The organism is Mesorhizobium sp. (genome assembly GCF_005063415.1).
GTDB lineage: Bacteria > Pseudomonadota > Alphaproteobacteria > Rhizobiales > Rhizobiaceae > Mesorhizobium.
The window spans coordinates 1-11,949 of sequence record NZ_SUEG01000028.1 but is presented as its reverse complement, the minus strand read 5'-3'; the positions used below and the strand labels follow the sequence as shown (position 1 = coordinate 11,949).

The following is an 11,949-nucleotide window of genomic DNA, read 5'->3' as shown; positions in this document are numbered from 1 at the left end:
TTCGGCGATTTTGGATAAAGTGCAATCACATGGCCAGCATCACGATCCGTAACCTTGATGACGAGGTCAAGGATATGCTGCGCCGATTGGCGGCGGAGAATGGCCGGTCTATGGAAGACCAGGCGCGGGTCATGATCCGCGCAGCGGTCGAAGGTCAACTCGGTTCGTCCGGCCGCATCGACCAGATCGAAAAAACCCTGCGCGAGCTGACAGGCTTGCAGAATCCTGCAGCGCCGGTGGTCGCGGTCCCCAGCCAAGTCGCGCGAGGTGTCCTCTCCGGCAAGCGCATCCTGCTGATCATCGGCGGAGGCATCGCCGCCTACAAGGCGCTCGACCTGATCCGCCGGCTGCGCGAGCGCGGTGCTTCGGTGCGCGTGGTGATGACAACCGCGGCGCAGGAATTCGTGACCACGCTGTCGGCCGGAGCACTGTCCGCCGACCACGTCTTCACCGAGCTGTTCGACCGGCAGGACGAGCACGACATCGGCCATATCCGGCTGTCGCGCGAGGCCGACCTTGTGGTCGTGGCGCCGGCCACCGCCGACCTGATGGCGAAGCTCGCCAACGGCCACGCCAATGATCTTGCCTCCACCGTGCTCATCGCCACCGACAAGCAGGTTTTAATGGCGCCGGCGATGAATCCGAAAATGTGGACACACCCGGCGGTCCGCCGCAACCGTGCGACGCTGGGTAAGGACGGCGTCGCATTCGTCGGCCCGGCGAAAGGCGAGATGGCCGAGAGCAACGAGGCGGGCGAGGGCCGCATGGCCGAGCCGCTGGAGATCGTCGCCGCGATCGAGGCGCTGCTCGACAGCCGGCCAAAGCCGCTGGCGGGAAGAAAGATCATCGTCACTTCCGGACCGACGCATGAACCGATCGACCCGGTGCGCTACATCGCGAACCGCTCATCGGGCAAGCAGGGCCATGCGATCGCGGCGGCGCTGGCCAGGCTTGGCGCCGACGTGCGTCTCGTCTCCGGTCCGGTCGGCGTTGCCGATCCGGCCGGCGTCGCCACGCTGCATGTCGAAACTGCCGTCGAGATGAAGGATGCGGTCGAACAGCTGCTGCCGGCCGACGCGGCAGTGTTCGTCGCGGCTGTCGCCGACTGGCGCGCTCAAAGCTCGGCCGGGGAAAAGATCAAGAAGGTGGCGGGCGAGGGTCCGCCGGTGCTGCAGATGGTGGAAAATCCCGATATTCTTGCCGGTGTCGGGCATCACAAAAAGCGGCCGATGCTTGTGGTCGGTTTCGCCGCGGAGACGCAGGACCTGGTCAGGAATGCCGAGGCCAAGCTTGCGAAAAAGGGTGCCGATCTTATCGTCGCCAATGATGTCTCGCATGAAGGCGGTTCTCCGGGCGTGATGGGCGGCGACCGCAACAAGGTGCGGATCGTCTCAAAGGCCGGCGTCGAGGAATGGCCGGAGATGAGCAAGGACAAGGTGGCGACGCGGCTCGCGGCACTGATCGCTGAGCGGCTGACGACGGTCGTCGTCTAGTCAATATCCCCCACGGAGATTGGCAGCTTCGCCGGCTTCGTGTCGCTCGCCCCCGAAATCCGCAAGGCGGCAAGGCATCCCAGGATGCCGAGCGGCACGAACGCGAGGAACAGCCAGGTAGCAACATTTGCCGCGGCCTCGCGGTTCAGGCCCTCGGAAAAGCCGCTGGCGTTGGCGACGATGCCGGTCAGTGCCGCACCCACGGCATAGCCGATGCGCTGCATGGTCGGCACGGCGGCCGAGGCGATCGTCTGCTCGCCTTCCCGCGCCGATGCCACGATGACACGCGTGACGAACGGCCAGGCGACGCCGAAACCGCCGCCTTGCAGCAAAGCGCAAAGCAGGATCAACGGGATCGAGCCCGCCGGCACCGTATAAGCGAAACCGGCGACGCCCGTGGCGATCATCAGCGCACCGCCGACGATGATCAGCCGTTCGCGCTCCGGCGGCGCATTGGCGACGAGGATCGACAGGATCGACCAGGCGATCGATTCGGCGGCGATGATGTAGCCGGTGGTGAGGATCGGAATGCCGTGCAGGCTGGTCAGGAGAAGTGGCCCGTAGACCGCGAACGAGCAGGTCGCCATCGAAAACGCCGCAACCATGGTCATGCCCGCGCCGACCGGCGAGCGCCATGAAAACAGCCGCGACGGGAAGAGGCGCGAGCGCGGCTTCAGCGCGTCGATATGGATAAACAGCGCCAGGCCGATCAGGCCGAGGGTGAGCAGCAGCGACGAGCGCAGCAGGGCGATGTCGACGCCGGCGGTGGCGATCAGCACGACGCTGACGGCAAGGCACCCAAGTGCCGCAAAGGGGAAAGGCGGCGCTGAGCCGCCGGTCGCCTGCGGCCTTGTTGCTTCAGGCGTATCGAGCACGATGAAGCTTGCCAGGGCCATGGCCGTGCCGCCGAGGGTGAAGACGCCGAAGGCCCAGCGCCAGGACAGCAATTCGGTCATGACCGCGCCGAGCACCGGCCCGCTGAAGGCGGCGACACCCCAGATCGCCGACATGACGCCGAAAAGCTGCGGCCAGATCGCGCGGGCAAACAGCCGCTCGACCGAGACGAAGGCCAGCGACACCAGCGCGCCGCCGCCGAGCCCCTCGATCAGGCGGCCGCTGAGGAACAGCGGCATCGAAGGCGCGGTGGCGCAGACCAGCGCGCCGCCGGCATAGAGCATTGCGGCGACCATCATGTTGGTACGCAGCGCGACATAGCTCACCAGCCGTCCGGCGGCCGCACCGGCAACGATGGCGCCGAGCTCGTAGATCGCCAGCGACCAGCCGACCAGTTGCACGCCGGCGAGTTCGCCGACCATGGCCGGCATGACCGTCGCCACCATCGTTTCGTTGGTGGCGTGCAGCAGGATGCCGAGGCTGATGAAGCAGAAGCGCGCCAGATCGCCGCTCGCCCACAGCGCGCGCCAGTCGACCCTTTTTGTGCTTGTTTTGGTCATCCAGTCCCCCGAGCTTCCTTAGACGCCGGTCTAAAATATTGGAGCGTTCTTCACGTACAAATGAGCGCATGTCGCAGTATGGGGAGGGCTTCTAGGACCTCAACCGCAGTTGAGATCAAGCGGTTTTGAGCGCCGTTGACGTGGCAGATGTCAAAATTGTGCGATGGGGGACGATCACTATGCGTTGAGATTCTGGTCGGACCGAAGACAAGCAATATTGGATCGCCGCAATCTTCGGTCCACGGTAAACGACATGAACACAGTTGCCATGCCGTGATCTTCGAGCGCTGCAACTTTGAACATCAGGGCGGCCTATCCTCTGCGGAGTGGGCCTGCCGGAATCCATGAGCTTTCGGCAGCTATTGGCAGGCCGACACCTACGCTCCCCGCCGCTCGGGGAGCCATGATACGCCGTTATTTGAACGAGTGGATCAGGTCCAGCGACGTGACGGCGACCGCCAGGTTGACGCCGGTCTGTGCCTGGACGCTGAGCGGCTGCAGCGAAAAGGCGCTGTCGAGGCCGCCGACGAGGAGATTGGCGCCGCCACCGGTGACCACGCTGGCCTCGGCATTCACGCCATAATAGCTGCCGGCAAGGTCGCCTTCATCGTGGTTGCGGGTCGCCGCCAGAACCGCCCATACCAGCTGGCCCTGATGCGTCCGGCCGACATCAACGCCGAGCTTGGAAATCACCCCGGTATAGACTTCGGAGGGGCCGCCACGATGCGGACGAAAGACACAGGAAACACCCTTGTTGGAGGTGACGAGATAGGCCGTGCCGCCGTCGATGGTGCAGTCGAGCACGCCGAGCTGGAGCTTGCTGGCGCTGGCGGGAGCGACAACGACGGTCGTCGCCAGAGCGGCGGCACAGGCGAGTTTCTTGATCATGGCAGGGTCCTTTCCAAATGGCTTTGTACAAACGGCTGAGCACGCCGAGCGTTCCGCCGAAAACTTGGCGCCAGCAAGGCAAGGGTAAACGCAGGGTTGTCGGGGTGCGGAAAGGGGCGCCCGGTAAACCGGCCCGCTCAGCCGGCGCTGGTGCGAGCCAGGCCGTCCTTGGCCGGCTGGTAGGTCGGATTGAGGTGCACGGCCTCGCGGTAGGATTTCGCGGCCCTGACCTTGTCGCCGCGCCGTTCGTAGATGAGCGCCTGGTTGGACCAGGCCTCGGCGTTCTTGCCGTCGAGCTTGATGGCCATGTTGAAGTCGGCGAAGGCATTGTCCTCGTCGTTCATGGCAAGGTAGGAGAGGCCGCGTCCGTTGTAAGGCTCGGAAGCATCCGGCGCCAGCGAAATGGCGGTCGAGAAATCCTCGATGGCAAAGGCGTGCTGGCCCTGGCTCTGGTAGATCAGGCCGCGATTGTGATAGGCGCGCGCGTCGGTCGTGTCGAGCTGGATGGCCTTCTGGAAATCGTTGAAGGCTTCCTGGATCCGGCCGGCCCTGCGGTAGAGATTGCCGCGGCCGATATAGGCGGCGTCATAATTGGAATTGATCTGGATCGAGCGGTTGTAGTCGGCCAGCGCGCTTGCCTGGTCACCGAGGAAGCGCTGGATGAGCGCCCGGTTCGAATAGGCCTGGTAGAAATTCGGATTGAGCTGGATGGCGGTGTCGAAGTCCTTCAGCGCCGCCTGGTACTGGCCGCCGCGGCCATAGGCCGAGCCGCGCACATTGTAGGCTTCCGGATCCTGAGGGTTGCGCTGGATCACCGCCGACAGCGAGGAGATGTTCTCGCTCGAGGCTTGCGCCTTGTCGATGTTGTTGAACTCGCCGGTCGGAACGCTCTGGCAGCTGGCAAGCGCCATCCCGGAAAGCAGGGCTGCCGTCAGGGCGAGGCCGCGCCACGCGGTTCTGCGCTCTACGGTAATTGCGTCCATGTCTGCCCTGTCCTTACTGCGCCGTCTGGTCCGTTCCCCCTCCGAACCGGCATCTCTCCCAACCGGTCCTTTCGGACCGGGTCGAAATCACAACAAAAAGGTGGCGGCGATTCCGCATCGCGCCACCTTGGATATCCTTGGAAAAGGACGAAAAATTGACGTCAGAACCGCGGCGGACGCGGAGCACCGGCACCGGCAGCACCGGCCGCGACCGGACGTGGCGTCATCGGCAGCAGGCCTTCGCGCTGGGCGCGCTTGCGGGCCAGCTTGCGGGCGCGGCGCACGGCTTCCGCCTTTTCACGGGCGCGCTTCTCGGAGGGCTTCTCGTAATGCCCGCGCATCTTCATTTCGCGGAAGATGCCTTCGCGCTGCATCTTTTTCTTGAGCGCGCGAAGCGCCTGATCAACATTGTTGTCGCGGACGAGTACCTGCACGTGCAATCCTGTCTTTCGGGTTTGAAATCAACAGGCAAGCGGCCATAGCCACAAGCCTCCGCGGCGCGTTACACCACGAATTGGGGCGGCTGATAGCAGAATCAAGGGGCGCTGTCCACAGCCGATTGAGAAGCGGTGCCGACCCCGAAACGAAAAACCCACCTCAGCGGCGGGTCGTTGGTGTAAATCAGCACCATATCGAAATTAGTAGCATAGCTGCTGGCACAAAGCAAGAACAAAATTCGCCTTGGGCCAGATAGGCGCCGCTACGCCGTGGCCAGGTGGAGCTGCTCGAAACCCTCGAAGAACTCGCCGTAGTCGCAGGTTATCTCCTCGCCGGCGGCGATGTCGCGGGTCGCGGTGGCCCCGCCATATTGCGAAAAGTCGGTGTTCGGCTTGTCGGCGTGGTTCATGAAGCGGCCATTGTCGACCTCATAGACCATGAAGCCCGGCCGGTCCGGACTGGGATAGGCATATCTGTCGAGCAATTCCTTGAGGTGCGGCGGCGCCGTCTCGTATCTTTCCACCGGGATCAGCCGGTCAAAGTCCGGATCGAGACGCCAGATCTGCGCGCCTTTGCGGACCGGCTCGGCGGCGAAGACGCCGACGCCTTCGATTGCGCTTGCAGCGATATAGGTCCTGATCAGCAGCATGTTTCCAACCTGTTTTCGAGGAGACGACGGAATCGTCAAATCGCCGGAAAAAGCAAGACCGGTTTTTCTGACGTTGGCTTGCGCGCCGATGCGCCGACCGCGAAACGCTTCACGTCCGGGTGATCGAGACGCCGCCGTCGGCGAACAGTGCCGTGCCGGTGGTAAAGCTCGATGCATCGGAAGCCAGGTAAAGCGCCGAGCGGGCGATCTCCTCAGGCTCGGCGACGCGCTTCAAGGCATGCAGGTTTTCGACGAAGGATCGCGATTCAGGTGTCTTGAACGTTGCCGAGGGCGTGTCGGTGCCGCCCGGCAGCAGCGCGTTGATCCGGACGCCTTTCGGGCCATATTCGGCGGCCAGCACCTGCGTCAATCCGATCAGACCGGCCTTGCTTGCGGCATAGCTGGTCATGCCGGGCATGCCGACCGTGTAGCCGACGAAGGTGGAGGTGAAGATCAACGAGCCGCCGCCGCGATCGACCATCGCCGGCACCTGGTATTTCGCGCCGAGAAAGGCGCTGGTCAGATTGGTATCGAGCGTCTCGCGCCAGCCCTCCAGCGACAGCTCCGAGACCGGCCCCATCTTGCCGACCGAACCGGCATTGTTGAAGGCGATGTCGAGCCCGCCGAATTTCTCGACCGCCAGGCCGACGAGGGCTCTTGCGTAGGCTTCGTCACGGACATCGCCGGCAAGAGCGATGGCGGTGCCGTCGGCGTCTTCGATTTCGGCAACCAGCGCATCGAGCTCGGCCTGGCGACGGGCTGAGACGACCACCTTGGCGCCCTGCTCGGCAAAGAGCTTTGCGGTGGCGCGGCCGATGCCGGAACTGGCGCCGGTGACGATGGCGACTTTGTCGGCAAGTGCGAACATTTTTTTGCATCCTTTTTTCGCGCCGGTGCTTGCCGGCAATCGGATGCTTGGTCGCAAATCAGGGCGGCGCGAGCCACCCGATACCTGCGAGGTGCTTCGGATGTGGTTTGACCGCCCATCACATCGCATGCATGTTTTTCACCACGGCGCAAAACGGCAAGCGCCGTCGCAAACAGTGCAAGGCTGGCAGCGCGGTTTCGCTAGTGATACAGCTCGCGCGCCGGAGCTTGAGTGGGATGCCCGGCCGCCATTTGCGAGGCCTGCAACGTTGAAGAAATACTCGGTATTCGCCATCGCCCGCGAGGCCATGCGCGGCCATAGAGGCTGGGAGGAACAGTGGTCCTCGCCTGAGCCGAAGAAGGAGTACGACGTCATCATCGTCGGCGCCGGCGGCCACGGCCTGGCCACCGCCTATTATCTCGCCACCGTGCACGGCATCACCAACGTCGCGGTTTTGGAAAAAGGCTGGCTCGGCGGCGGCAATACCGGCCGCAACACCACGATCATCCGCTCGAACTATCTCTATGACGAGAGCGCCGGCATCTACGACCATGCGCTGAAGCTGTGGGACGGGCTCAGCCAGGAGCTCAACTACAACGTCATGTATTCGCCGCGCGGCGTCATGATGCTCGCCCACAACATCCACGACATCCAGGTGCTGAAGCGGCACGTCCACGCCAACCGGCTGAACGGCATCGACAATGAATGGCTGACGCCGGAGCAGGCCAAGGAATTCTGCCCGCCGCTTAACATTTCGCGCGATGCGCGCTACCCGGTTATGGGTGCTGCCCTGCAGCGCCGCGGCGGCACGGCGCGCCACGATGCCGTCGCCTGGGGCTATGCGCGCGGCGCTTCGGCGCGCGGCGTCCACATCATCCAGAATTGCGAGGTCACCGGCGTCAAGCGGGCGCCGAACGGCGCGGTTACCGGCGTCGAGACGACGCGCGGCTTCATCGGCGCCAGGAAGGTCGGCGTGGTCGCCGCCGGCCATTCCTCGGTGATCATGAACATGGCCGGCGTGCGCATGCCGCTGGAAAGCTATCCACTGCAGGCGCTGGTATCGGAGCCGGTCAAGCCGGTGGTGCCTTGCGTGGTGATGTCGAACACGGTGCATGCCTATATCTCGCAGTCCGACAAGGGCGAGCTGGTCATCGGCGCCGGCACCGACCAATATGTCTCCTATTCGCAGACCGGTGGGCTGCACATTTTGCAGCATACGCTCGACGCGATCTGCGAGATGTTCCCGATCTTCACCCGCATGAAGATGCTGCGTTCATGGGGCGGCATCGTCGACGTGACGCCCGACCGTTCGCCGATCCTGGCCAAGACGCCGGTGCCCGGCCTCTATGTCAATTGCGGCTGGGGCACAGGCGGCTTCAAGGCGACGCCGGGTTCGGGCCATGTCTTTGCCCATACGATCGCCAGGGACGAGCCGCACCCGATCAACGCGCCCTTCACCATCGAGCGCTTCCGCACCGGCCGGCTGATCGACGAGGCGGCGGCGGCAGCGGTGGCGCACTGATGATGATGATGGTTCACTTCGTGACGATGGGCCAGAGGCTTTGCGACCAACCTGCCGGCGCTCGCGTCGGCCACGGCGAACTGTAGGACCAACCATGCTTCTCATCCGCTGCCCCTATTGCGAGGAAGAGCGTCCCGAGCTCGAATTCCGCAACGCCGGCGAGGCGCATATCGTGCGTTCCCCAAACATCGCCGGCGAGAGCGACGACGATTTCGAAAAGTTCTTCTTCATCCGCTCCAATCCCAAGGGGATCATCTATGAGCGCTGGCGGCACATGCATGGCTGCGCGCGGTTCTTCAACGCCGTGCGCGACACCGTCAGCGACAGGTTTCTGATGACCTACAAGGCCGGCGAACCGAAGCCCACGAAGCTGCCGGGAGCCGCCAAATGAGCGCCACGTTCCGCATTGCCGGCGCTGGGCGGCTCAAGCAGGCAAAGATAGCTGGCTTCAGCTTCGACGGCCGCCCCTATACCGGGATCGAGGGCGACACGCTGGCCTCGGCGCTGCTTGCCAATGGCGTCCACCTTGTCGGCCGCTCGTTCAAGTACCACCGGCCGCGCGGCTTCCTGTCGGCCGGCGCCGAAGAGCCGAACGCGCTGGTCGAGATCAAGCGCGACCAGGCACGCAAGACGCCGAACGTTCGCGCCACGGTGCAGGAACTCTATGACGGGCTGACCGCACAGTCGCAGAACCGCTGGCCGTCGCTGGCTTTCGACATCGGTGCGGTCAGCAGTATCGCCTCGCCGATGCTTTCGGCCGGCTTCTACTACAAGACTTTCATGTGGCCGAAGGCTGCGTGGAAAAACCTCTACGAGCCCAAGATCCGGGCCGCCGCCGGTCTCGGCGTCGCCCCCGACCAGCCGGATCCCGACCATTATTCGGCGCGCTTCGCCCATTGCGAGGTGCTGGTGCTTGGCGGCGGCGCCGCGGGCATCGCCGCGGCATTGGCTGCAGCCGAGACCGGCGCGCGCATCATCCTTGCCGACGAGCAGGCGGAATTCGGCGGCAGCCTGCGCTTCGAGAGCGGGGCGAAGATCGAAGGCCAGGACGGCTTTTCCTGGGCGCAATCCGCCGTCGCCAAGTTGAGCGCGATGGACAATGTCCGCGTGCTGCCGCGCACCACGGCCTTCGGCTATTACGCGCAGAATTTCGTCGGCCTGGTCGAGCGCGTCAGCGACCATCTGCAGAACCCCGGCCGCGACCTGCCCCGCGAGCGGCTGTGGCAGGTTCGTGCCAAACGCGTGGTGCTGGCGACCGGCGCCATCGAGCGCCACATGGTGTTTGCCGATAACGACCGGCCGGGCATCATGCTGGCCGCGGCGGCGCGCACCTATCTCAACCATTACGGCGTCGCCGTGGGCAGGAATGTCGGCGTCTATACGGCAAACGATTCCGCCTATGCGGCGGCGATCGACCTGAAAAGGGCCGGCATCAACGTGGCGGCGATCGTCGACCTGCGCGACAACCCGACCGGACCGGTGATCGACGAGGCGAGGGCGCTCGGCATCGAGGTCAATTTCGGCCGCGCGGTGATCCGCGCCGGCGGCAAATTGCGGGTGTCGTCGATGACCGTACAGCCGAAGAATGGCGGCGGCGAACGCACCATGCCGGTCGACGCGATCCTGATGTCGGCCGGCTGGACGCCATCGGTGCATCTGTTCTCGCAATCGCGCGGCAAGGTTGCCTTCAACGACGAGACCAAGCGCTTCGTGCCCGGCATTTATGCGCAGGATTGCGTCTCGGTCGGCGCCTGCAACGGCACCGACGGGCTGTTGGCGACGATCGACGAGGCTTATGCAGCGGGCGCCAAGGCGGCCAAGGACGCCGGCAGCAAGCCGGCCAAGGGCACGAAGCCGAAGGTCGATGCCGACGAGAGCTGGTCGCGCGGCATGCTGGGTGCGGCACCCGGCGCCGGCGCGGATACGACGGTAAAGGCGTTCGTCGACTTCCAGAACGACGTCACCGCCAAGGACATCCGCCAGGCGGTGCATGAAGGCATGCGCTCGATCGAGCACGTCAAGCGCTTCACCACCAACGGCATGGCGACCGACCAGGGCAAGACCTCCAACATGCACGGCCTGGCAATTGCCGCCGAGACGTTGGGCAAGCCGATCCCGCAGGTCGGGCTGACAACGTTCCGCGCGCCCTATACGCCGGTGACGTTCGGCTCGATCGTCGGGCACGCGCGCGGTCCTCTCTTCGACCCGACCCGCAAGACGGCGATCCATCCCTGGGCAGAGCGCCAGGGCGCGATGTTCGAGGATGTCGGCCAGTGGAAGCGCGCCTGGTACTTCCCGAAGCCGGGCGAGGACATACATGCGGCCGTCGACCGCGAATGCGTCACGGTGCGCAAAACGGCCGGCCTGTTCGACGCCTCGACGCTGGGAAAGATCGAGGTGGTCGGGCCGGATGCGGCCAAATTCATGGAACTGCTCTACACCAATCCATGGGAGAAACTGGAGCCCGGCCGCTGCCGCTACGGCATCATGCTGCGCGAGGACGGTTTCATCTATGACGACGGCGTGGTGGGAAGACTGGCTGCCGACCGTTTCCACGTGACGACGACGACCGGCGGCGCGCCGCGCGTCATGAACCATATGGAGGATTATCTCCAGACCGAGTTCCCGCATCTCAACGTCTGGCTGACCTCGATCACCGAGCAGTGGGCGGTGATCGCCGTGCAGGGACCGAAGTCTCGCGACATCATCGCGCCGCTGGTCGAGGGCATCGACATGTCGGATGAAGCGCTGCCGCATATGTCGGTGCGCGAAGGCCGGATCTGCGGCGTCCCGACAAGGCTGTTTCGCATGTCGTTCAGCGGGGAGCGCGGCTTCGAGGTCAACGTGCCGGCCGATTACGGCGAGGCGGTCTGGGAAGCGCTATGGGCCGAGAGCCAGAAGCATGGCGCCTGTGCTTACGGCACCGAGTCGATGCATGTGCTGCGCGCCGAAAAGGGCTACATCATCGTCGGCCAGGATACCGACGGCACGGTTACGCCGAACGACGCCGGGCTCGACTGGGCGGTCGGCAAGAAGAAGACCGACTTCGTCGGCATTCGCGGCATGGCGCGGCCGGACCTGGTCGCCAAGGGCCGCAAGCAGCTTGTCGGCCTGAAGACCAGGGATCCCAAGGTGGTGCTGGAGGAGGGCGCGCAGGTCGTCGCGGACCCGAAGCAGGCAATCCCGATGAAGATGATCGGCCATGTCACCTCGAGCTATTGGTCGCAAAATTGCGGCCGCTCGATCGCGCTGGGGCTGGTCGCCGGCGGCCGCGATCGCATGGGCGAGACGCTCTACGTGCCGATGCCGGACGGGGTGGTCGAGCTGGAGGTCACTGGCATGGTGTTCTTTGACGAGAAGGGAGAGCGCCTCAATGGCTAAGGCCGCTTTGAAAACTGCCGCCGCCGGACCCTCGGTCGAACGCCGTCCGGCGCTCGCCGGCCAGTCGCTTTCCGGCGCCGGCGTCACACTTGCCGTGCTGCCGCCGGCCGAGCGCATATCGCTGCGCGCGCCGGACACCTCGATCGCGGCACTTTCGAAAGCGCTCGGCGTCGTCCTGCCGCAGAGACCGAAAACCTCGGCGGCAAAGGCCGGACGCACGGCCTTGTGGCTCGGGCCGGACGAGTGGCTGGTCATCGATGAGAGCGGCAAAGA

10 protein-coding genes and 1 pseudogene are annotated in these 11,949 nt (G+C 64.7%); 5 read left to right on the top strand and 6 right to left on the bottom strand.

Going from position 1 to position 11,949, the window contains the following annotated elements; translation table 11 throughout:
* Positions 1–29: 29 nt before the first annotated feature.
* A complete protein-coding gene (gene coaBC / locus E5W70_RS10385; protein ID WP_292657311.1) occupies positions 30–1,493 on the top strand; it encodes a bifunctional phosphopantothenoylcysteine decarboxylase/phosphopantothenate--cysteine ligase CoaBC in 1,464 nt (487 codons plus the stop codon).
* Here coaBC and E5W70_RS10380 read toward each other — a convergent pair.
* The 6 genes from E5W70_RS10380 to E5W70_RS10355 form a co-directional block, all read right to left on the bottom strand.
* Positions 1,490–2,947 (bottom strand): MFS transporter, encoded by a 1,458-nt coding sequence (locus tag E5W70_RS10380; RefSeq protein WP_292657308.1) that lies wholly within the window; start codon positions 2,945–2,947, stop codon positions 1,490–1,492. The two genes, coaBC and E5W70_RS10380, sit on opposite strands and share 4 nt — an antisense overlap.
* 414 nt (positions 2,948–3,361) lie before the next feature.
* Complete coding sequence (locus tag E5W70_RS10375; RefSeq protein ID WP_292657306.1) at positions 3,362–3,835, bottom strand: DUF992 domain-containing protein; 474 nt, start codon at positions 3,833–3,835, stop codon at positions 3,362–3,364.
* 137 nt (positions 3,836–3,972) lie between these two features.
* A complete protein-coding gene (locus tag E5W70_RS10370) occupies positions 3,973–4,818 on the bottom strand; it encodes a tetratricopeptide repeat protein (protein ID WP_292657303.1) in 846 nt (281 codons plus the stop codon).
* A 161-nt stretch (positions 4,819–4,979) separates the two neighbouring features.
* Positions 4,980–5,252, bottom strand: coding sequence for a 30S ribosomal protein S21 (gene rpsU, locus E5W70_RS10365; protein WP_023675331.1), 273 nt, complete (start codon positions 5,250–5,252; stop codon positions 4,980–4,982).
* Between the two features lie 266 nt (positions 5,253–5,518).
* Positions 5,519–5,905, bottom strand: coding sequence for an SET domain-containing protein-lysine N-methyltransferase (locus tag E5W70_RS10360; protein WP_292657301.1), 387 nt, complete (start codon positions 5,903–5,905; stop codon positions 5,519–5,521).
* A gap of 109 nt (positions 5,906–6,014) precedes the next feature.
* The gene (locus tag E5W70_RS10355; protein ID WP_292657298.1) at positions 6,015–6,773 is read right to left on the bottom strand and encodes an SDR family oxidoreductase; all 759 of its coding nucleotides are present in this window, start codon (positions 6,771–6,773) and stop codon (positions 6,015–6,017) included.
* Between the two features lie 268 nt (positions 6,774–7,041).
* On the opposite strand from E5W70_RS10355, the gene E5W70_RS10350 reads away from it, so the two are divergent.
* The 4 genes and pseudogenes from E5W70_RS10350 to E5W70_RS10335 form a co-directional block, all read left to right on the top strand.
* Positions 7,042–8,295 (top strand): sarcosine oxidase subunit beta, encoded by a 1,254-nt coding sequence (locus E5W70_RS10350; protein ID WP_292657295.1) that lies wholly within the window; start codon positions 7,042–7,044, stop codon positions 8,293–8,295.
* 94 nt (positions 8,296–8,389) lie between these two features.
* Positions 8,390–8,686 carry a sarcosine oxidase subunit delta gene (locus E5W70_RS10345; RefSeq protein WP_292657293.1) on the top strand — a complete coding sequence of 99 codons (297 nt, stop codon included), beginning with the start codon at positions 8,390–8,392 and terminating at the stop codon, positions 8,684–8,686.
* Positions 8,683–11,676, top strand: a complete 2,994-nt coding sequence (locus tag E5W70_RS10340) for a sarcosine oxidase subunit alpha (RefSeq protein ID WP_292657290.1) — start codon at positions 8,683–8,685, stop codon at positions 11,674–11,676. The genes E5W70_RS10345 and E5W70_RS10340 overlap by 4 nt, the downstream gene beginning before the upstream one ends.
* Positions 11,669–11,949: pseudogene (locus E5W70_RS10335) on the top strand (sarcosine oxidase subunit gamma); the annotation flags it as partial. The gene E5W70_RS10340 and the pseudogene E5W70_RS10335, both read left to right, overlap by 8 nt.

Excerpts from the sequence above, each read along its gene's own strand:
- E5W70_RS10380 (WP_292657308.1), bottom strand. The coding sequence starts at position 2,947 with ATGACCAAAACAAGCACAAAAAGGGTCGACTGGCGCGCGCTGTGGGCG.
- E5W70_RS10355 (WP_292657298.1), bottom strand. The coding sequence starts at position 6,773 with ATGTTCGCACTTGCCGACAAAGTCGCCATCGTCACCGGCGCCAGTTCC.
- E5W70_RS10360 (WP_292657301.1), bottom strand. The coding sequence starts at position 5,905 with ATGCTGCTGATCAGGACCTATATCGCTGCAAGCGCAATCGAAGGCGTC.
- E5W70_RS10370 (WP_292657303.1), bottom strand. The coding sequence starts at position 4,818 with ATGGACGCAATTACCGTAGAGCGCAGAACCGCGTGGCGCGGCCTCGCC.
- E5W70_RS10340 (WP_292657290.1), top strand. The coding sequence starts at position 8,683 with ATGAGCGCCACGTTCCGCATTGCCGGCGCTGGGCGGCTCAAGCAGGCA.
- coaBC (WP_292657311.1), top strand. The coding sequence starts at position 30 with ATGGCCAGCATCACGATCCGTAACCTTGATGACGAGGTCAAGGATATG.
- E5W70_RS10375 (WP_292657306.1), bottom strand. The coding sequence starts at position 3,835 with ATGATCAAGAAACTCGCCTGTGCCGCCGCTCTGGCGACGACCGTCGTT.
- E5W70_RS10345 (WP_292657293.1), top strand. The coding sequence starts at position 8,390 with ATGCTTCTCATCCGCTGCCCCTATTGCGAGGAAGAGCGTCCCGAGCTC.